This is a genomic window from Rhodococcus sp. BE178 (assembly GCF_050433545.1).
Classification (GTDB): domain Bacteria; phylum Actinomycetota; class Actinomycetes; order Mycobacteriales; family Mycobacteriaceae; genus Prescottella.
Map to the genome: position 1 here is coordinate 15,149 of NZ_JBNPXA010000002.1, position 21,038 is coordinate 36,186.

The window sequence follows — 21,038 nt, forward strand, 5'->3', positions numbered from 1 at the left end:
CCGTTCGAGGTGGACCCGGTCACCGGTACGAGGTGGAGGACGCGATGAGTGAGATGCGTGTGATCGGAATCCGTGTCGAACAGCCGCAGAACCAGCCGGTGTTGCTTCTGCGTGAAAGCAACGGCGACAGGTACCTGCCGATCTGGATCGGGCAGACCGAGGCCACAGCGATTGCGTTGGAGCAGCAGGGGGTAGAACCCGCACGCCCGCTCACGCACGACCTCATCAAGGATCTTCTCGAGGCCTTCGGTCACACCCTGCGTGAAGTGCGGATCGTCGACCTTCAGGCCGGGACGTTCTACGCCGACCTCGTGTTCGAGGGCGATGTCCGGGTATCGGCCCGTCCGTCGGACTCGGTGGCGATCGCGCTGCGGATCGGTGTTCCGATCTATGTGGACGAGGCGGTTCTCGCGGAGGCGGGTCTGGTGATGCCCGACGAGCGCGAGGACGAGGTGGAGAAGTTCAAGGAGTTCCTCGAGTCCGTGTCGCCGGACGATTTCAAGGCGACCGACGGCTGACGATCTAAGCCTCAACTTTAGGTTGAGGGTTTTGGGCGTGTTGCATTGACCTCCGTTCGTCGAGGCCATACCGTCACGTGCTGTGAACGACCGCCGCGCGGTATGCGCGGGGCGTACCCTGAGTGGATCCACCGTTCGGGTTTACTCGATGTCACGAGTGAGCGATGTGCAGGTAGCGGGGAATCGTCGAGGCTCCGCGCCTGTCAGCCGCTGCTGAACACGCGAGAGGGAGTAGTCCGTGGGAGATCGGCCGCAGGAGCACCAGTTGAACCTCACCGACGAGGCGACCATCGGTGCGTTGAACGTCGACGAGGACGTGCAGCCCGGGTTGTTCCCCGACGATTCCGTCCCCGACGACCTCGTCGGATACCGCGTGCCGATCGCGTGCCAGATCGCCGGCATCACCTACCGCCAGCTCGACTACTGGGCACGCACCAACCTGGTTGTCCCGTCGATCCGCGGCGCCGCGGGATCCGGCAGCCAGCGCCTGTACTCATTCAAGGACATCCTCGTCCTGAAGATCGTCAAGCGTCTCCTGGACACCGGGATCTCGCTGCAGAACATCCGCGTGGCGGTCGACCACTTACGTCGGCGGGGTGTGCGGGACCTCGCCCGCATCACCCTGTTCTCCGACGGCACCACCGTGTACGAGTGCACGTCCGCCGAGGAGGTCGTCGATCTCCTGCAGGGCGGTCAGGGCGTCTTCGGCATCGCGGTGAGCGGCGCAATGCGCGAGCTCACCGGAACGATCGCCGATTTCCCGGCCGAACGCGCCGACGGCGGCGAGGCCGCCCAGGCCCCCGAGGACGAGCTCGCCTCGCGGCGCAAGAGTCGCGGCGACCGCAAGACCGGCTAGCCTGTTCTGGGCTTTCGTCCAGGTGCCAGGTCGTGGCATAGACTGACGGTGCGTCGCCGTCGTGCGGGAGAGTTCCGGGCGCAGCTGTAGCTGCTGCTCGGACGCCGAAGGAGCAATACCTCCCCGTCAATCTCTCAGGCACCCAGGACCGTGCGGGCTCCGACGCCTCTGGAAAGCGGTGGGAGTACCCACCCGCCCACGGGGAAAGGCGCGCACATCCGGTGGATGCGGCGGCAGCTGAATCTCTCAGGCGCTCGGGTCTCCCGAGCAGGCGACAGAGGGGGAGGACCGTTCCATTCGTGGAGCGCATCCTGCACCTGTCGAACCGCCTGGGAGTTCACTTGATCGACGCTCGTAGCCATTCGTTCGCCGACCGCCACGTCGGCCCGGATTCGGCCGAATTGGGCCGCATTCTCGAGGTAGTCGGTGTGGGTTCGCTCGACGAACTCGCCACTCGCGCGGTGCCGGCCAGCATCCTCGACCCGACCTCCGGCGGTGTCGCTGCGGGTCTCGAGGCGCTCGACGCCCCGCTGACGGAGCACGACGCGCTCGCCGCACTGTCCGCACTGGCGGCGAAGAACACGACGGCCGTGTCCATGATCGGGCTCGGCTACTACGACACGCTCACCCCGCCGGTGCTGGTGCGCAACATCCTCGAGAACCCCGCCTGGTACACGGCGTACACGCCGTATCAGCCCGAGATCAGCCAGGGCCGACTCGAGGCGCTGCTCAACTTCCAGACCATGGTCGGCGATCTGACCGGCATGCAAATCGCCAACTCGTCGATGCTCGACGAGGGCACCGCCGCGGCCGAGGCGATGACGCTGCTGCGTCGTGCGTCGCGGAGCAAGTCGCCGCGCTTCGTCCTCGACACCGACCTGTTCCCGCAGACGCGTGCCGTGGTGATCACCCGCGCCGAGCCGCTCGGCATCGAGATCGTCGAGGCGGACCTGACGCAGGGGCTGCCGGACGGTGAGTTCTTCGGCGTCCTCGCGCAGCTTCCGGGCGCGTCGGGCCGGGTCGTCGACCACTCCGCGATGATCGCGGAGGCCCACGAGCGCGGTGCGCTGGTCGCGGTCGGCGCTGATCTGCTGGCGATGACGCTGCTGACCCCGCCGGGTGAGCAGGGGGCCGACGCCTGTTTCGGCACCACGCAGCGGTTCGGTGTCCCGATGGGCTTCGGTGGCCCGCATGCCGGGTACCTCGCCGTGCACACCAAGCACGCCCGTCAGCTCCCGGGCCGCCTGGTCGGCATCTCGGTCGACGCCGACGACAACAAGGCGTACCGCCTGGCGCTGCAGACACGCGAACAGCACATCCGTCGCGAGAAGGCTACGAGCAACATCTGCACCGCGCAGGTGCTGCTCGCGATCGTCGCGGCAATGTACGCCAGCTACCACGGGGCCGAGGGCCTGAAGGCTATCGCGCAGCGCGTCCATCAGCGTGCCGAGTTCCTCGCCGCGGGCCTGCGCGCTGCCGGCGTCGAGGTGGTCCACGAGCAGTTCTTCGACACCGTCCTGGCCCGAGTGCCCGGTCGCGCCGAGGAAGTGGTCGCGAACGCCAAGGCGTGGGGCGTGAACCTGCGTCTCGTCGACGGAGACCACGTCGGCGTTGCGTGCGACGAGGCGACCACGGAGGCCCACGTTCAGTCCGTGCTCGCAGCGTTCGGCCTGCCGGCGGGCACCGACATCGACAACGTCCCCGCGCCGTTCGGTGACCGGACCACCCCGTACCTGCAGCACGAGTCGTTCACCAAGTACCGCACCGAGACCGCCATGCTGCGTTACCTGCGGGCGCTGTCGGACAAGGACATCGCGCTCGACCGCAGCATGATCCCGCTGGGTTCGTGCACCATGAAGCTCAACGCGACCGCCGAGATGGAACCCATCACGTGGCCCGGCTTCTCGAAGCTGCATCCGTTCGCGGCCGAGGACGCGCCCGGGATGATGAAGGTCATCGAGGACCTGCAGAACTGGCTGGTCGCCATCACCGGCTACGACGCGGTGAGCCTGCAGCCCAATGCCGGCAGCCAGGGCGAGTACGCGGGCCTGCTGGCCATCCGCAACTACCACCTCAGCCGCGGCGACGATCACCGCGACACCTGCTTGATCCCGTCCAGTGCTCACGGCACCAACGCGGCGTCCGCGGTGATGGTCGGGATGCGCGTCGAGGTCGTCGCGTGCCGCGAGAACGGTGACGTCGATCTGGACGACCTGCGGGCCAAGATCGCCGATCATGCCGAGCGTCTCGCCGCGATCATGATCACCTACCCGTCGACGCACGGCGTGTACGAGCACGAGATCGGTGAGATCTGCGCGGCCGTCCACGACGCCGGCGGCCAGGTGTACGTCGACGGTGCGAACCTGAACGCGCTCGTCGGGCTCGCGCGGCCGGGACGCTTCGGCGGCGATGTCAGCCACCTGAACCTGCACAAGACGTTCTGCATCCCGCACGGCGGCGGTGGCCCGGGCGTCGGCCCGATCGGTGTCCGCTCGCACCTCGCGCCGTTCCTGCCCGGGCATCCGATGGCCCCCGAACTGGGTGGCTCGGGGCCGGTTTCGGCGGCGCCCTACGGTAGCGCGTCGATCCTGCCGATCACCTGGACCTACATCAAGATGATGGGTGCCCAGGGCCTGCGCCGTGCGTCGCTCACCGCGATCGCCTCGGCCAACTACATCGCCCGTCGTCTCGACGAGTACTTCCCGGTCCTCTACACCGGTGAGAACGGGATGGTCGCGCACGAGTGCATCCTCGACCTGCGTCCGCTCACCAAGGAGACCGGCGTGACGGTCGACGATGTGGCGAAGCGTCTGGCCGACTACGGCTTCCACGCGCCGACCATGAGCTTCCCGGTCGCGGGCACGCTGATGGTGGAGCCCACCGAGAGCGAGAACCTCGACGAAATCGACCAGTTCTGTGAGGCGATGATCGCGATCCGTCGCGAGATCGACCGAGTCGGGGCAGGGGAGTGGCCCGTCGAGGACAACCCGCTGCGAGGCGCCCCGCACACCGCCGAATGCCTCGTTTCCGAGTGGAATCACCCGTACTCGCGGGAGATCGCCGTCTACCCGCTCGGCACCGGCCGGCCCAAGGTGTGGCCGTCCGTGCGTCGAATCGACGGCGCGCACGGGGACCGGAACCTCGTGTGCTCGTGCCCGCCGATCGAGGCGTACAGCAGCTGAGCTGACTGAATCCGACACCGGGCGAGGCCCCGGTCGTTCTCTGGAACGACCGGGGCCTCGCCGATTCGGCGCTCGGGCCGGATCGACCCGGGCGGAGGTCCGTGCAGCACGGAACTATGGAGAATCCCGAATTCGGGGGTTCGTCTACATCGGCGGGAGGAGGGGGAGCGGACGGGCCCTCGTCGCACCTGACAATTCGGTCCCGTCGCGCACTCGCAGAGCCCGACCGGGCGTTCCGATACCGAAACGTCGTTGACCGGCCCGAGTGGGCGGGCAGATGATCGATGGATGGTCGAAGTGCCGGACGAGATACGGGCTGCGCGACTAGCGGAGTTGTTCGACCTCGTGGTCGACAGCTACGACAACGTGGGGGTGCCTTTCTTCGGGCCGATCGCGGATCGACTGATAGCGGAGGTCGACCCACGCGCGGGTGCGCGCGTGCTGGACATCGGATGCGGACGCGGCGCCGTCCTGTTCCGACTCGCGGAGGCTGTGGGCCCCGGTGGGGAAGTGGTCGGCATCGACGTGTCGCCCAAGATGGTCGCGGCCACCGCTCACGAGGCGCGCGCCCGGGGGCTGACGAACGTGAGTGTCCAGGTGATGGATGCGACGGCGCCGACGCTTCCGCGGGGCGCGTTCGACGCGATCACGGCGTCGTTCATGATCTTCTTCCTGCCGGACCCCGCGGCGGCCCTGACCGCGTGGCGATCGCTCCTGGTGCCGCACGGAACCGTGGGCGTGTCGACGTTCGGGGCGTGGGATCCGCGCTGGGAGCAGATGGAGGATCTGTTCGGGCCCTACCGGGATCGCGCCTTCTTCCGTATCGATCCGCGGGATCCGAACGGGCCCTTCGGCAGCGACGGCGCCGTCGAGGGATTGATGCGAACCGCCGGCCTGGTCCATCCGCGCACCGTCGCTTTCGATCTCGATCTGTTCTTCGACGACACGGAGCAGTGGTACGCGTGGACTCGCTCGCACGGGCAGCGACAACTGTGGGACTCGATTCCGGCCGGTGACCTCGATCGGGTTCGTGACGCCGCGCTCGCGCGGGTCGACGGCTGGCGCGACGAGCAGGGACGGATCACGTCACGGCATCGGATCAGGCTGACACTCGCCCAGCGGCCGTAGTCCGGCCGGGATGCGCAGCAACGGGAGGGGCGGCATGTCGCGGATTCTGGTGGCGGTACTCGTCGTCGCGGCACTGTTCGGGGTAGGAGTCGCGTCGTTCCGGGCGCTGTCCGACGTCGCAGGGGAGGATGGTGCGCGACCGGTGGAGAACAGCGCGTTCACGGTCCGCGGGCGTACCGTGACCTGCGCCGAGTTGCTTCCCGATGGGTGCGACTTCGATCTTCAGCATGCCTACGACCGGTGGGGCGAAGGCCTCGGTGCCTACGTGACGAGCGACCTCGGCCCGTGGGGTAGGGGGTTGGGCGCCCAGGAGGCGGCACAACTCGGCCTCGAAGCATGCATCACCGCCGGCGTTCCGGGGCGGACGTTCCTGGAATACCTCGACCGGGTGCGGGTCGACCGCCCGGAGGCGACCAGTCCGGAGCTGTTCCCGTTCTGGGATCAGGCGCGTCGGATTCTCTGCCCGTCGCTGTAGTCCGGCAATCGCCGGAATCCGGACCGGTGTCGGTGTACGGAAATCGGTATGCGACGGAATCCGTATGAATCCAGAATTCCAGGGCCTGCCATGCAGCAATCTCACCCCACCGACACCTCGGTTTCGAGCAGCCAAGACGACGGGGCACACCCCACACTCACCCTGCCGGGCGGCTGGCCAACTCGAGGATCGTGATCTCCGGCGGGGCGCCGACCCGAACGGGCGGCCCCCACGCACCCGCCCCGCGGGACGTGTAGAGGACGGTGTCGCCGATCCGATCGAGTCCGGTCACCGACGGCTGCTGCAGGGGGACGAGGTAGCCGAGCGGCCACATCTGTCCGCCGTGCGTGTGGCCCGACAACTGCAGGTTCACGCCCAGTTCCGACGCCTCGATCGCCTGCTTCGGCTGGTGCGCCAGCAGCATCACGAAGCGTTCCGGATCCCGGCCGGCCAGTGCCGCGGGCAGGTCCGGTTCGTACGGGGCGGGGGAGGTGCGGTCGTGGATGCCTGCGAGGTCGATCACCGCGCCGCCGCGCGCGATCTCGACGCGCTCGTTGCGGAGCGTGCGGATGCCGAGCCGGTCCCACAGGTCCAGCCATCGGCCACCGTCGCCGGCGTAGAACTCGTGGTTGCCGCTGACGCCGTACACGCCGAGCGGCGCGCGCAGGTCGCGCAACGGCTCGAGGTCCGGTCCCACCTTCGCGACCGTGCCGTCGACCAGGTCGCCGCCGAGCAGGATCAGTTCGGGTTTCTGCTCGTTGACCAGTTCGACGACCTTGCGGGTGAACCCGACGCCGCGAGCCGGGCCGACATGCAGGTCCGTCACGAGCGCGATCCGCATGCCGGCGAACTGACTCGGCAGGCGCCGCAGCGGCACCCGCACGCGCTCGATGCCCGGTGTGCGGGCCTCGGCGACGCCGTAGCCGGCGGCCCCGACGGCGGCCACCGCAACCGCGGCCGTCGCACCGCGCAACACGCGGCGCCTCGACGGGTCGGTGGGTTGCGGTCGACCCGCCAGGCGGGCAATGCCCGATCCGGCGGCGACCAGGACCAACCCGAGCACCAGGTACAGCAGCGCCGCGAGCCACACCCAGCCGACGAAGCCGGGGATCCGGGCCCACGTCGGGTCGAAGACCTCGCCGCTGCCGAGACCGATCAGCGCCAGCACCCAAAGGGTGATCAGGGCGATGTCGACGGCGCGTGCCGCGCGACCGGTCAGCCCGGTCGCGCGGACGAGACGTCGGTGCACCCACCAGCTCACCAGCGCCAGGAAGACGCCGAACACGGCGATGCGGACCATGGTCTACGACAGCATCTGTCCGAGCGCGGCACCGAGTTCGGGACCCTGTGTCGACGGCACCGCGGTGAAGGTTCCACCTGTCTGTTCGGCCATCGCCTGCAGGGTCGCCTGGTCGCTGTTCTCGGCGATCGAGATGACGTCGACCCGGACCGGTTGTGCGGAACCGGTGAGCTCGCGGGTGAGTTGCTGCTTGGTGGTGGACGTGTCGTCGTTGGGTCCGTCGGTGATCAGCAGGACCGAGTTGGGGCGGTCGGCGACGAACCCGGAGACGGCGCTCTTGTGGGCGGCGATCACCGACGCGTACGTCGACGTCGCGGTCGCTGGGCGCAGCGACTGCAGCGCACTGTCCAGCTGTTGCCGTCGCGTGCCCTCGGACAGCGGCCCGGTGGACACCTTCACCAGGTACGGCTTGTTGCCGTCGAGCCCGCGGCTGTACACCCACAGGCCGATGTCGGACGAGTCGGGCAGGCTCGCGATCTGTCGGGACACTGCGTCGACGGTGTTGCTCAGGCGGGTGCCGGTGCCGTCGTCGTAGCCCATCGAGCCGGAGACGTCGAGCAGGATCGTGGTGGCCTGCGGGACGGCGGGATTCGCGAACGTCTGCAGCAGGTGTTGCTGAGCGGGGCCGGTGGCCGGTGCGAGCACCTGTCCGATCGGGGGCATCGGCGCCTGATCCGTTGCGGCCGGGATGTCGTCGCCGACCCGGAATCCGGCATCGACGAGAGTCCGGACCTGCTCGGGCTGACGCAGGAAGTCCACGAACTGGGCGGCGGCGCGGCCGAGGGTCTCGTCGACCCACGGCGTCGCCAGGATCGCGGCGGGATGATCGGCGACCGGCGTCGCACCGGCGGGCGCGAAGGCGACCAGCCCGGACGCCTTCTTACCGAGGGCGCGGATCTGCTGCTCGGTCGAGGGCACTGCGTGGAAGGTGCCCTTCGCCGGTTCCGGCTGGGCTGCCAGTGCCGAGGTCGCGTCCGCGGTCGATGTCGGCGCCCCGTCGATGGCCTTGCTGCCGTTCGCGAGGGCCGCGATCGCGGCGGTCACCTGCGGCGAGGCGGCCTGCGTCTCGTCGAGCGGACCCGCGCCGACATCGGCGGTGGACGCGGCGACGGCGTCGAGCGCCTGATCGGTGGGGGAGCCCGCGGGCAGCGTGAGTTTCAGTGAGCCCCAACCGGGTAGCCCGAGCCCGTCCAGCGTGTCCTTGCCGGACTGCAGTGCGGGCAGGTTCTGCCACCCGGTGCCCGCCGCGGTGAACGCCAGAGCCAGTTCCCTCGGGGCGGCGAGCACCACCGGGCTGGTGGCGAGCGACTTGGGCTGTCCGTCGACCACACCGCCGGTGGCTGCCACGCGGTTGACCGACTGGCTGCTCGACGGGATCCACAGCGCCGGCGCCGGCCCGAGATCGCCGTTCCACGGCCCCCTGGGGGCGCCGCCGAGGGCGTCGGCGACGGCGGCGGAGTGGTGTGCGGTCACCGACACCGTCACGCAGTGGTCCCGGACCACCGGATCGGTGGCGGTGTAGCGGGCCGCGAGTTCGCGGATCTGGTCGGCGATGTCCGGCGATGCGGCCACCTCCAGGGTGGCGTCGCCCTCGACACACGCACCCGCCGCCGTCGTTCCCTCATTGCTGGTGCGGTCCCGCAGTTGGAACCAGCCGACGACGGCGAGAACCAGGAGGATCACCGACACCACTGCGATGACCGGGCCCTTGCTGACGCCGCGTGCGCGTCGGTCACTGCGATGTTGCCCCACGTGTTCAACCGCCTCGCTTCACAACCGAAGGACCGGCTCCTGACCGGCCCTGACGAACGCAGTCTAGTTGCGAATACGGACATCCCGACGCGCGCGGCCCCGACACCTGTGACGGTGCCGGGGCCGCATGCGGACTCAGGTCGCGATCAGGCGTTGGCGGCCTTGTACTCGCGGCGACGGCGATGCAGGATCGGCTCGGTGTAGCCGCTGGGCTGCTTGCCACCCTCGAGGATCAGTTCCTTCGCCGCCTGGAAGGCGATGCAGGAATCGAAGTTCGGGGCCATCGGACGGTACGACGCGTCGCCCTCGTTCTGCCGGTCGACGACCGGCGCCATCCGCTCGAGGCTCGCGACGATGTCGGCCTCGGTGACGATGCCGTGGCGCAGCCAGTTGGCGAGCAGCTGACTCGAGATACGCAGCGTCGCGCGGTCCTCCATGAGTGCGACGTCGTGGATGTCGGGCACCTTGGAGCAGCCGACGCCCGCGTCGATCCAGCGCACCACGTAGCCGAGGATCGACTGGCAGTTGTTGTCGAGTTCCTGCTGCTTCTCGGCCTCGGACCAGTCGGTGCTGGGCGCGAGCGGGATGGTGAGGATCTCGTCGACGGTCGCGCGGGGCTTGCCCTTGAGCTGATCCTGGACCGCGAACACGTCCACCTGGTGGTAGTGCGTCGCGTGGAGGGTCGCGCCGGTGGGCGAGGGCACCCATGCGGTGTTGGCGCCGGCCTTCGGGTGGCCGATCTTCTGCTCGAGCATGTCGGCCATCAGGTCGGTCATGGCCCACATGCCCTTACCGATCTGCGCCTTGCCCTGCAGACCCGTGGCCAGTCCGGTGTCGACGTTCCAGTCCTCGTACGCGGTGATCCACGTCTGCTTCTTCATGTCGGCTTTGCGCACCATGGCACCGGCCTCCATCGAGGTGTGGATCTCGTCGCCGGTGCGGTCGAGGAAGCCGGTGTTGATGAACACCACCCGCTGGTCCGCTTCCTTGATGCAGGCCGCGAGGTTGACGGTGGTGCGCCGCTCCTCGTCCATGATGCCGACCTTGAGCGTGTTGGTGGGCAGGCCCAGAACCTCTTCGACGCGGCCGAACAGCTCGGTGGTGAACGCGACCTCTTCGGGGCCGTGCTGCTTGGGCTTGACGATGTAGATCGAGCCGGTGCGGGAGTTGTTCAGCGGACCGTGGTCCTCGTCGATGCTCAGGCCGTGGACCGCGCACGCGCCGGTGATCAGCGCGTCGAGGATGCCCTCGGGCAGCTCGTTGCCGTCGGCGTCGACGATCGCCGGGTTGGTCATCAGGTGACCGACGTTGCGCACGAACAGCAGCGAGCGGCCGTGTAGCGCGAGCTCGCCGCCGTCCGGGGTGGTGTAGGTGCGGTCACCGTTGAGCGTGCGGGTGACGGTCTTGCCGCCCTTGTCGAACGACTCGGACAGGTCGCCGCGGTTGAGTCCCAGCCAGTTCCGGTAGCCGACCACCTTGTCGTCGGCGTCGACGGCCGCGACGGAGTCCTCGAAGTCCATGATCGTGGTGATCGCGGACTCGAGCACGACATCCTTGACGCCGGCGCCGTCGGTCTGGCCGATCGGGGAGGTCGGGTCGATCTCGATCTCGACGTGCAGGCCGTTGTTGCGCAGCAGCACCGACGTCGGGGAGTCCTTGTCGCCGAGCAATCCGACGAACTTCTCGGGCTGCGCGAGCCCGGTGATGACCTCACCGCCCAGCTCGACCGCCAGCTTGTCGTCGACCACGAAGTAGCGGGTGGCCTCGGCGTGCGAACCCTTGGCCAGCGGCGCGGCGGTGTCGAGGAAGTTGCGGGCCCACGCGATGACCTTGTCGCCGCGAACCTTGTTGTAGCCGGGCTTTCCTCCGGGCGCCTTCTCGGCACCGCCCTCTTCGGAGATCGCGTCGGTGCCGTACAGCGCGTCGTACAGCGAGCCCCAGCGGGCGTTGGACGCATTGAGCGCGAAGCGGGCGTTGAGCACGGGAACCACCAGCTGCGGGCCGGCGGTGGTGGCGATCTCCGCATCGACGTTCTCGGTCGCGACCTGGAACGGCGCCGGCTCGGGCAGCAGGTAGCCGATCTCCTGGAGGAACGCCTTGTACTCGGCGGCACCCTGCGGCTTGCCGGCGCGCTCGCGGTGCCACGCGTCGATCTGCGCCTGCAGATCGTCACGCTTGGCGAGCAGTGCCTTGTTCTTCGGCGCCAGGTCGGCGAAGACCTTGCCCGCGCCCTCCCAGAACGTCTCGGCGGACACGCCGGTGCCGGGAAGAGCCTCATCGTTCACGAAGTCGTAGAGAACCTTGGCGACCTGAAGACCACCGACCTGCACGCGTTCAGTCATTGAACTGCCTCACTTTTTCCGGTACCACCAGCAGCATCCACAGCAGGGACGCCGAACGGGACGACAACAATGTTACCCGGCGGTAGCTTCCGGAGGAGATCAGTCCGGTGCGGCTGCCGGGACGGCATCGACGAATACAGCTGGAGAGCTGAGGCGCGTGAGGTGGGCGCCGACTGCGGTGGGACGAACGGTGCGCGTCCGGATGCAGACTCGATCACGAAAGGCGAGTTGGCCGATCGTGCACAGATGATACTGGCCGGTCACGATCACCGCGCGGCGGCCCGGGGCCTTGCCGGGTGACACCTCGACGAGCGGTCCGGCACATGCGGTGAGCGGCGCTGCTGTTGACGCGGCGGCGTTCCTGCCGTTTCGTGTGGAGCGAAGTTGATCAAGTACAGGAGGTACAAGTGAGCGACTACGACGCCAAGATGATCATGCTCTCGACCGAGAACCTGGACGAGGCCGTCAAGTTCTACACCGAGACCCTCGGGATGACGCTGAAGTTCCGGGACGGCGCGCACTTCGCGGCCCTCGACGGGGGATCGGTGACGATCGCGCTCGCGACCGCCGTCGACCACCCGATCCCCGGGAAGGTCGTCGTCGGCATCAAGACCGCCGACGTCGACGCCGCGGCGAAGGCGATCGAGGAAGGCGGCGGGGCCATCGTGAAGGGCCCGTACGACGACGCCCACGAGCGGCGCGCGGTGGTCTACGACAACAACGGCAACGGCCTGGTGTTCTACAGCCCGCTCGCCCGGAAGTAGTCGCCCCAAGGTGAAGGCCCGCAGCGTGTGACGCTGCGGGCCTTCGTCGTTCTATCCCTGCTTGGCGGTCGCGGCCGCTGCCGCCGCGAGCCGCTCCGCCGCGTCTGTGAGCGGAATACCGTCCTCGACGAGCGCCGGCACCAGCAGATCCATGCACTTGCCCAGCATCACCACCAGCAACACCCGCAGCGCGCTGATGTCGGCGGCGACGCGGACCCGGTCGGTGCTCACACACGACAGCCGCGAGTACGCCTGCTCGACCGTCTGCCACTCGCCGAGCAGACCCTCGACCAGCAGTTGCGCCCGGACGACCGGCGCGGCCGCAGGGTACAGCGCCTCCTCGGCGGCCCGATGCCAGGGGCGCAGCGTGAACTCGGCGAAGTCGACGACGGCCCGGTGTGCGGCCTCGAACTCGGGGCCACCCTGGCCGACGGTGCGGAACACGTCGCGCTCGAGCCCCGCGATGCGACCGAGCAGGTCGAACATCGTCGCCTGCAGCTCGACGGCCGCCTCCTGATTCGTCGTGTCGGTCATCGAAATCCTCTCGTCCCGTGGGCTCGGCGCCCCGCCCGTCGATCACACAGTAGGTGTCCGGCCTCCGCGCGACTGCGCTGTCGCACTCACCGATACGCTTTCCGGCGTGCGTGGTGAATACAAGGTTCCCGGTGGCAAGCTCGTCGTGGTCGACGTCGAGGTGGAGGACGGGCGCCTGTCGCGGGTGTCGTTGTCCGGTGACTTCTTCCTCGAACCGGACGAGGCGCTCGACGACATCACCGCCGCGGTCACCGGCATGCCCGTCGCTGCCGATTCCGCGCAGTTGGGTCAGGCGATCTCAGGGGCGCTGGGTGACGACGTCGCGATGATCGGCTTCACTCCGGAGTCGGTGGGCATCGCGATCCGACGCGCTCTCGGCCACGCGACCAGCTGGCACGACCACACCTTCGACGTCATCGAACCCGTCGTGCTGGATCCGGCGATGCACGTCGCCCTCGACGAGGTGATCACCCGCGAGGTGGCGGCCGGGGAGCGCCGCCCGACGCTGCGGTTCTGGGACTGGGACTCGCCGCTGGTGGTGCTGGGGTCGTTCCAGTCGGTGCGCAACGAGGTCGACGAGGAGGCGGCGGCCCGGCACGGCATCGGCGTGGTCCGGCGCATCTCCGGCGGCGGCGCGATGTTCATGGAGCCCGGCAACTGCATCACCTACTCGCTGGCGGTGCCGACCTCGCTGGTCGACGGGCTGAGCTTCGAGCGTTCGTACGAGTTCCTCGACCAGTGGGTGATGGGTGCGCTCGCCGACGTCGGCATCAACGCCCGCTACGTGCCGCTCAACGACATCGCCTCCGACAAGGGCAAGATCGCCGGGGCCGCGCAGAAACGCTTCGCCGCCGGCGCGGTGCTGCACCACGTGACGATGGCCTACGACATCGACGCCGACAAGATGACCGAGGTGCTGCGCATCGGCCGCGAGAAGATCTCCGACAAGGGCATCACCAGCTCCGGCAAGCGGGTCGACCCGATGCGCTCACAGACCGGCATGGATCGCGACGACATCATCGCCGCGTTCCTCACGCACTTCCGCGCCCGTTACGACACCCACACCAGTTCGTACACCGACGCCGAACTGGCCGCCGCGAGGGAACTGGTCGAGAACAAGTTCGCGAACCCGGAGTGGACCTACCGCGTGCCCTGACCGCCGGCGCTGCGCGCGAATCGGCGCCGTGCGCGCGCAACGGTGCGCGCGGGACGCCGATTCGCGCGCGGGGCGCGACGGCTCGACTGCTACAGCGATCCGGTGCGGCCTTCGGCGTTGTGCTGGTTGGCAAGATCCGTAGCGGCGTTGGCGCCGAGGTCGGCCCCCACGGAACCGCCGGCGAACCCTCCGATCAGCGTCGCTGCAGCTGTCGCCGCCATAGCGGGCCCCAGCGTTACCGGCCAGGACGCGGGACCACCCGCTGCGACAACGGCGGCGGCGATGGCCCCGACGGGCACGCCGATCAACGAACCCCCCATCACGTGGCCGGCGGTAGCTCCCAGGAACTGGCCGGTGTCGGTGTAGTCCGCGACGCGCTGCTGGGGCGTGGGTGCGTACCCGAGCTGCAGAACATTGAACGGTCGCGCGTTCAGGTCGTACGGGTTGTACAGCGGCGGAACCTCGATCTGCGGCATCTCGGGCAGGGCCGGGATGTTCGCGGATCCGGTGTCCTGTGCGTGCGCGGTGCCGGCGGAGGCGGCGACGATCGCGACCGGCAGCGCGCCGGCGACGACGGCGCGTCGCGCCCAACGGTTCTGCTTCGCAGCATGGCGAGCCATGAGAATTCCCCCTGAATTCGGTGCCGCGTGGGACGCGGCGATGGTGTGCATCGGCGTCCCGGGCGGGCGCCGCAAGGCTGCGGTAGACGCGCGAGATGTGCTCGAAATGTCCCCCCAGACCGTCGAACAATTTAGTGGTTACGGGCGGATATAGCTAATCGGCGAGGATCGTCTCGGCCGCGTGGTCGGTCAGCAGCGTCCGGCATCGCCCGAGCAGTCGCCCGCGCAACTGCGCCGCGCGCTCCGAGAGCGCCACCTGCTCGCGGACGTAGTCGGCGCGGCCCTGCGGAGTCTCGATGCGGACGGGCTCGTAGCCGTAGTCGGCGAGGTCGTAGGGGCTGGCCTTCATGTCGAGTTCCCGCGCGTCCGTTGCCAGACGGAAACAGTCGATGACCAACTCGGATTCGACGAGCGATCCGAGCTTGGTCGCCCACTTGTACAGGTCCATCCCGGCGTGCAGACAGCCCGGCTGCTCGCGCGCGACCTGCTCGTCCCGGCTCAGCGGCACCTCGTTGCGGGGTGCGGCGTCGGCGGTGAAGAAGCGGAACGCGTCGAAGTGGGTGCAGCGCAGACTCATCGACTCGACCACCTCGTCGGTGCCGGCGTGCCCGAGCCGCAGCGGGACCTGCGAGTGGCGTACCGCCTCGTCGCCGCCGCGGTAGACCATCGCCCACTCGTGCAGGCCGAAGCAGCTCAGGTGCGGGCGTCGCTGCGCGGTCGCGGACAGCAGTGCGGCGATGTACTCGACGGTCGCGCGTCGGTGTTCGAGGACGTCGGGGGAGACGGTCACGCCCCGCGCGGTGGCCGCGTAGCCGGCGTACTTCAGGTAGTCCGTCGCCGCGGCGCCGCCGAGGGCGGTGCCGAAACCGGGATGCCAGCGGCGCAGCTGATTGGGGCGCACGCTGTAGTACGTGAACAGGAAGTCGTGGACCGGGTGACTCTCGCCGGCCGCACGACGTTGCAGGTGCGGCCCGACGAGATCCGCCACCACCTCGTGGTGGCGGTCTCGTCGGGCAGTCCACACCTCTTCCGGCAGAACTGCCGAACTCACTACTCTCAGACCGCCTTCTGACCGGGAATCACGTCGTCGATCCGGTGCGTGCCGTCGCGCACGGTGCCGACGAACTCCTCGACCAGATCCTCGAGCGCGACGATACCGATCACGCGGCCGGACGCGTCGACCACGGCCCCGAGGTGTGAGCTGGCGCGGCGCAGCCCGGCAAGAGCGTCGTCGAGCGGCAGGGTCACCGAGATGCGGGGCAGGCGTCGGATGTCGGAGCGCGGGATCACCGTCTCCGGTCCGGCCGATTCGTCGGCGACCCGGTCGAGCACGTCCTTGAGGTGCAGGTAGCCGACCAGTGAGCCGTCGGCGTCCCGCACCGGGTACCGCGAGTAACCGGTCTCGATGACCGCCTCCTCGACGGAACCGAGGGTGGTGCCGTCGCTGGACAGCGGCACCGTGCGGACCTTGTCGGACGGGATCATGACGTCGGCGACCGTGCGGCCCTCCGTCTCGAGCGCCTGCGTCAGACGCCTGTGCTCCTCCTCGTCGATCAGGCCCTCCGTGTGGGATTCGCCGATCATCTCCGACAGTTCGATCGCGGAGACGGTGGCGTCGAGCTCGTCCTTGGGCTCGACGCGCAGCATCCTGAGGATGCCGTTGGCGCTGATGTTGTAAAAGCCGATCAGCGGGCGCACCAGTTTGATGAACCCGAGGTGGATCGGCACCAGCAGCATCGCTGTCTTCTCCGGTCCGGCGATCGCGATGTTCTTCGGGACCATCTCGCCGAGCAGGATGTGCAGGACCACGACCAGCGCCAACGCGATCGTGAACGCGATCGGGTGCAGCAGTCCGTCCGGGACACCGAGGGCGTCCATCGGGGCCTCGATCAGGTGCGCGATGGCCGGCTCGCCGACCTTACCGAGCAGGATCGAGCAGATCGTGATGCCCAGCTGCGCGCCCGCGAGCATCAGCGACAGGTTCTCGCCCGCCGAGATGACCGTGCGGGCCCGCTTCTTGCCCTGCGCGTGCAGGGCCTCGAGGCGGTCGCGGCGGGCGGTGATGAGTGCGAACTCGGCACCGACGAAGAACGCGTTGCCGGCGAGCAGGACGACGGTGAGCAGAACACCGAACAGGTCACCCACGGTCGTTCTCCTCTCGCGTCGCGCCGATGGCGGGGACCGGCGTGAGGAGCACCCGGTCGATCCGTCGGCCGTCCATCGTCAGTACCCGGGCGATCCAGCCGCGGCCGTCGGGGCCGATCGGATTGCCGTGCGAATCGGGCAGCGGTACCTCGTCGCCCTCGACCGGGATCCGGCCCAGACAGGTCAGCACCAGGCCGCCGAGGGTGTCGTACTCGCCCTCGGGGGCGGTGTACCCGGTGGCCCGGGTGATCTCGTCGGTGCGCAGCAGTCCCGAGCAGGACCAGCTGTGACCCACGCGCTGGACGTCGATCTCGGGCTCGTCGTGCTCGTCGCGGACGTCGCCGAGGATCTCCTCGATGAGGTCCTCCATGGTCACGATGCCGGCGGTGCCGCCGTACTCGTCGACGACGAGTGCGACCTGCATGCCGTCGGCCCGGATCTGTTCCATCACCGAGTCGCCGTCGAGCGAGGACGGGACGACGGGCACGGCCTGCGCGAGGCTGTCGAGTCGTGTCATGCCGCGGCGCGCCGCCGGGACGGTGAACGCGTGCTTGATGTGCACGACGCCCATGGTGTTGTCGAGATCGCCGTCCACGATCGGGAACCGGGAGAACCCGGTGCGCGAGGCGGCGTCGATGAGGTCGACGACGGTGGCGTCGGTGTCGAGGGACTCGATCTTCACACGCGGTGTCATCAGCTCCTCGGCGCTGAGCTCGCCGAACCGCAGCGAGCGGTTCACCAGCAGCGCAGTGCCGGCGTCCAGCGATCCGCGTTCGGCGGACGTGCGGACGAGAGACCCGAGTTCCTGCGGGGACCGTGCCGAGCGCAGTTCCTCGGCGGGTTCGATGCCGAGGCGTCGGACCACCCAGTTGGCGGTGCCGTTGAGGCCGTTGATCGCCCACTTGAAGATCAGCGAGAAGCCGGCCTGCAGGCCGGCGGTGGCGCGGGCGGTGGGCAGCGGCCTGGAGATGGCCAGGTTCTTCGGGACCAGCTCACCGAAGATCATCGAGAACGACGTCGCGATGATCAGGGCCAGCGCCAGCGAGATTCCGCTCGCCGTCGACGCGGACAGCCCGATCGCATCGAGGATCGGGGTGATGAACCGGGCCAGCACCGGTTCGGCGAGGTAACCGGTGATCAGTGTCGTGATCGTGATGCCGAGCTGGGCGCCGGACAGCTGGAACGACAGCGTGCGGTGCGCGTGCTGGACCTGTCGGGCGCGTCGGTCACCGTCGCGTGCGTGGGCGTCGACGGTGCTGCGCTCGAGCGCGGTGAGGGAGAATTCCGCCGCCACGAAGATGGCGGTGCCTGCGGTCAAGGCTACGAAGCCGACCAGGCTGAGGGCAGTCAGTGCGATGTTCACGTCAGCACCGCCCGCCGAGTAGTTCGGGGCCGCCGGGTTTGTCTCCCGGCTCGGTAGAGGACCCCTCCGAGGTTTCGGAGGAACCTTCGACACCGGCGGACTCGGCATTCGAGCCCGGGGAGGTTGCCACGGGGGGTGCGTCGGGGGGTGTGTGTATGGGTGCCTCGGGCACCGGAGTCCTCTCTGTCGGGCGGCGCATTACGTCACGAATAACGGATGCTGCGCCGATCATATTTCCGGAAATAGAGCTTCCACTGTACCGGTCGAGGCATGAATGGGATGAAACGGACATGCTTTCGCGCTGTGGGTGGGGGAGTCACCAGCCGGACGGGAGCGGACGCCCCTCCGCGAACCCGGCCGCCGACTGGACGCCGATGACGGCCTTGTCGTGCAGTTCGTCGAGGGTCCGGGCACCGGCGTACGTGCAGGTGCTGCGGACCCCGGCGCAGATGTGGTCCAGCAGGTCCTCGACGCCCGGTCGCGCCGGATCGAGGAGCATCCGGGAGGTGGAGATGCCCTCCTCGAACAGACCCTTGCGGGCACGGTCGAACGCGGTGTCGTCGACGGTGCGGGCCGCGACGGCCCGCTTGGATGCCATCCCGAAGCTCTCCTTGTACCGGTTGCCGTCCCGGTCGATCCGCAGCTCGCCGGGCGACTCGTACGTTCCCGCGAACCACGACCCGACCATGACGTTCGCCGCGCCCGCCGCCAGCGCGAGCGCGACGTCGCGCGGATGCCGCACGCCGCCGTCCGCCCACACGTGCGCACCCAGTTCGCGCGCGGCGGCCGCGCACTCGGCCACCGCGGAGAACTGGGGGCGGCCGACACCGGTCATCATCCGGGTGGTGCACATCGCGCCGGGGCCGACGCCGACCTTGACGATGTTCGCGCCGGCCTCGATGAGGTCCCGGGTGCCTCGGGCGGACACCACGTTGCCGGCGACGAGCGGGACCCCCAGGCCGAGCGCGGCGACCGAACGCAGCGCGTCGAGCATCCGCTGCTGGTGTCCGTGCGCGGTGTCGAGCACCAGCAGGTCGGCGCCCGCATCGGCGAGCGACTTCGCCTTGGCCGCGACGTCTCCGTTGACGCCGACCGCGGCGGCGACCCGAAGTCGGCCGTGCTGGTCGACCGCGGGTGTGTAGATCCCGGCCCGGATGGCGCCGGTGCGGGTGAGGACGCCGGCGAGCATGCCGTCGGCGTCGACGATCACCGCGAGCGGATCGTGCCGCGACTCCAGCAGGGCGAACACCTCGCGGGGTGTCGCCGTCACCGGCGCGGTCGCGAAGTCGCGCACCGCGACGGCGCCGACACGTGTGAAGCGGTCCACGTCCGCGCAGGACGATTCGGTGAGCACCCCGACCGGCTTGCCGCCGTCGACGACGACGGCGGCCCGGTGCGCGCGCTTGTGCAGCAGCGTCAGCGCATCCGAGACGGCGTCCTCGGGATCGAGGGTGATCGGCGTGTCCGCCACCAGATGCCGGTTCTTGACGAAATCGACGGTCTCGGCGACCGCGGACGACGGCACGTCCTGCGGGATGACCACGAGCCCACCGCGCCGGGCGACGGTCTCGGCCATCCGCCGTCCCGCGACCGCGGTCATGTTGGCGACGACGATCGGGATCGTGGTCCCGGACCCGTCCGACGTCGCGAGGCTCACGTCGAAGCGCGACGCGACGTCAGTCCGGTTCGGGACGAGGAACACGTCGTCGTAGGTGAGGTCGTACGGCGGGCGGTGCCCTTCGAGGAACTCCACAGTGGCCGAGCGTACTGCCCGCACCGGCCCCGTGCCCGGTATCAGGCGAGCGTCGGGTCCGTGTCGTCTGCCGGTGCCGACTCGGGGCGTTCGAGTCGTCCGTCGCCGTAGCGGGCGAAGCGGCCCGTCTCGCGGCTGTAGACGGGGGCCTCCGACGGCCACGGCCAGCCGCCGAACCTGGTGGTCCGGTAGTCGTTGTATGCCTGCATGATCTCGCGTTCGGAGTTCATGACGAACGGGCCCTGCGCGGCGACCGGCTCGCCGATGGGCACGCCTTGCAGCATCAACACCGTCGACCGGGTGTCCGCGCGCACGGACAGGCTGTCGCCGTCGTCGGGCGCGTAGCCCCACCCGGATTCGACGGCGGTGCCGTCGATGTCGACGCGGGCCCCGTCGCCGTGGACGTAGAGGACCCGCCGGGCGTCGGCGGAGGCCGCGGAGGGGAGTTCGATCGCCGCGCCCGGTTCGAGGTCCACCAGCCAGATGGCCACGTCGGCGCTGTCCTCGGCCGCCCAGGAGTGGGCGGGCGGTGCCAGCGCGTCCCGGTCCCCGAAGCGGCCGGCGATCACCCGCACGTGCGCGGTGCCGGTCTCGCCCACGACCTCGACGGCGGGGATGTCCTCGTTCCAGAGCATCTTGAACTCCGGCGGCGCGGACTTGTTGCGGGCCGGCAGGTTCAGCCAGATCTGGTACAGCTCGAAGTCGTTGTCGCGGTCGGTGTTCAGGAGGGGGAACATCTCCGAGTGGCTGACCCCGCCTCCCGCGGTGACCCACTGCACGTCGCCGCCGCCGTAGCGGGCGCCGGCGCCGGTGGAGTCGGCGTGATCGACGAAGCCGCGCCGGACGATCGTGACGGTCTCGAACCCGCGGTGCGGGTGTGCGGGGAAACCGGGCACCGTCGTGCCGTGGTACATGTTCCAGCCGGACGGATTGCCGAAGTCCTGGCCGAGCGGGCGGTCGGAGACGTCGACGGCGGGCGTCATGTCCGCGGTGCCCTCCGGGTAGTGGTCGACGTGGTGGACCGCGAACAGGAACGGATCGAGTGCCTGCCACGGGCCGCCGAGGCGGAAGATCTGTCCCGAGCGGGTGGTCGAACCCATGCTTCCTCCTGATGTGGATCGGGCGAACCCGATAGTTGAAGATTTGATTT

At 69.2% G+C, this 21,038-nt stretch carries 17 protein-coding genes and 1 riboswitch; of the genes, 7 read left to right on the plus strand and 10 right to left on the minus strand.

Annotation, left to right across the window (positions count from 1 at the left end; genetic code table 11):
• Positions 1–44 precede the first annotated feature (44 nt).
• From J2X34_RS04120 to J2X34_RS04140, 5 genes are all read left to right on the plus strand, one after another.
• Complete coding sequence (locus J2X34_RS04120) at positions 45–518, plus strand: bifunctional nuclease family protein (RefSeq protein ID WP_114723591.1); 474 nt, start codon at positions 45–47, stop codon at positions 516–518.
• A 238-nt stretch (positions 519–756) separates the two neighbouring features.
• Complete coding sequence (locus J2X34_RS04125) at positions 757–1,374, plus strand: MerR family transcriptional regulator (RefSeq protein WP_114723517.1); 618 nt, start codon at positions 757–759, stop codon at positions 1,372–1,374.
• Positions 1,375–1,428: 54 nt separating this feature from the next.
• A riboswitch (glycine riboswitch) is annotated at positions 1,429–1,535 on the plus strand.
• 180 nt (positions 1,536–1,715) lie between these two features.
• The gene (gcvP, locus tag J2X34_RS04130) at positions 1,716–4,556 is read left to right on the plus strand and encodes an aminomethyl-transferring glycine dehydrogenase (RefSeq protein ID WP_114723592.1); all 2,841 of its coding nucleotides are present in this window, start codon (positions 1,716–1,718) and stop codon (positions 4,554–4,556) included.
• Between the two features lie 288 nt (positions 4,557–4,844).
• Positions 4,845–5,684, plus strand: coding sequence for a class I SAM-dependent methyltransferase (locus J2X34_RS04135; protein WP_429516190.1), 840 nt, complete (start codon positions 4,845–4,847; stop codon positions 5,682–5,684).
• A gap of 34 nt (positions 5,685–5,718) precedes the next feature.
• A complete protein-coding gene (locus tag J2X34_RS04140; protein WP_114723519.1) occupies positions 5,719–6,159 on the plus strand; it encodes a hypothetical protein in 441 nt (146 codons plus the stop codon).
• 157 nt (positions 6,160–6,316) lie between these two features.
• Here the strand turns inward: J2X34_RS04140 and J2X34_RS04145 are convergent, their stop codons facing one another.
• The 3 genes from J2X34_RS04145 to J2X34_RS04155 all read right to left on the minus strand — a co-directional run bounded on the left by J2X34_RS04145 (position 6,317) and on the right by J2X34_RS04155 (position 11,553).
• Complete coding sequence (locus J2X34_RS04145) at positions 6,317–7,459, minus strand: metallophosphoesterase (RefSeq protein ID WP_114723520.1); 1,143 nt, start codon at positions 7,457–7,459, stop codon at positions 6,317–6,319.
• 3 nt (positions 7,460–7,462) lie between these two features.
• Positions 7,463–9,211, minus strand: a complete 1,749-nt coding sequence (locus tag J2X34_RS04150) for a substrate-binding domain-containing protein (protein ID WP_429516191.1) — start codon at positions 9,209–9,211, stop codon at positions 7,463–7,465.
• Between the two features lie 146 nt (positions 9,212–9,357).
• Positions 9,358–11,553 (minus strand): malate synthase G, encoded by a 2,196-nt coding sequence (locus tag J2X34_RS04155; RefSeq protein ID WP_429516192.1) that lies wholly within the window; start codon positions 11,551–11,553, stop codon positions 9,358–9,360.
• A gap of 407 nt (positions 11,554–11,960) precedes the next feature.
• Between J2X34_RS04155 and J2X34_RS04160 the strand changes: the two genes are divergently transcribed.
• Complete coding sequence (locus tag J2X34_RS04160) at positions 11,961–12,317, plus strand: VOC family protein (protein WP_114723523.1); 357 nt, start codon at positions 11,961–11,963, stop codon at positions 12,315–12,317.
• 51 nt (positions 12,318–12,368) lie between these two features.
• Here the strand turns inward: J2X34_RS04160 and J2X34_RS04165 are convergent, their stop codons facing one another.
• Positions 12,369–12,851: a hypothetical protein gene (locus J2X34_RS04165; protein WP_114723524.1), complete on the minus strand. Its 483-nt coding sequence runs from the start codon at positions 12,849–12,851 to the stop codon at positions 12,369–12,371.
• A gap of 106 nt (positions 12,852–12,957) precedes the next feature.
• Here J2X34_RS04165 and J2X34_RS04170 point away from each other — a divergent pair, with 106 nt between their 5' ends.
• Positions 12,958–14,007, plus strand: coding sequence for a lipoate--protein ligase family protein (locus tag J2X34_RS04170; protein ID WP_114723525.1), 1,050 nt, complete (start codon positions 12,958–12,960; stop codon positions 14,005–14,007).
• 89 nt (positions 14,008–14,096) lie between these two features.
• On the opposite strand, the gene J2X34_RS04175 is transcribed toward J2X34_RS04170, so the two are convergent.
• From J2X34_RS04175 to J2X34_RS04200, 6 genes are all read right to left on the minus strand, one after another.
• The gene (locus J2X34_RS04175) at positions 14,097–14,627 is read right to left on the minus strand and encodes a hypothetical protein (protein ID WP_114723526.1); all 531 of its coding nucleotides are present in this window, start codon (positions 14,625–14,627) and stop codon (positions 14,097–14,099) included.
• A 154-nt stretch (positions 14,628–14,781) separates the two neighbouring features.
• On the minus strand, positions 14,782–15,678 hold the full coding sequence (locus J2X34_RS04180) for a 3-methyladenine DNA glycosylase (RefSeq protein WP_114723527.1): 897 nt from the start codon (positions 15,676–15,678) through the stop codon (positions 14,782–14,784).
• A 5-nt stretch (positions 15,679–15,683) separates the two neighbouring features.
• On the minus strand, positions 15,684–16,772 hold the full coding sequence (locus J2X34_RS04185) for a hemolysin family protein (RefSeq protein ID WP_429516193.1): 1,089 nt from the start codon (positions 16,770–16,772) through the stop codon (positions 15,684–15,686).
• A complete protein-coding gene (locus J2X34_RS04190) occupies positions 16,765–18,135 on the minus strand; it encodes a hemolysin family protein (RefSeq protein ID WP_114723529.1) in 1,371 nt (456 codons plus the stop codon). The genes J2X34_RS04185 and J2X34_RS04190 overlap by 8 nt, the downstream gene beginning before the upstream one ends.
• 316 nt (positions 18,136–18,451) lie before the next feature.
• Complete coding sequence (locus J2X34_RS04195) at positions 18,452–19,888, minus strand: GuaB1 family IMP dehydrogenase-related protein (RefSeq protein WP_429516194.1); 1,437 nt, start codon at positions 19,886–19,888, stop codon at positions 18,452–18,454.
• 41 nt (positions 19,889–19,929) lie between these two features.
• Complete coding sequence (locus J2X34_RS04200; RefSeq protein ID WP_114723531.1) at positions 19,930–20,988, minus strand: pirin family protein; 1,059 nt, start codon at positions 20,986–20,988, stop codon at positions 19,930–19,932.
• Positions 20,989–21,038: the final 50 nt, after the last annotated feature.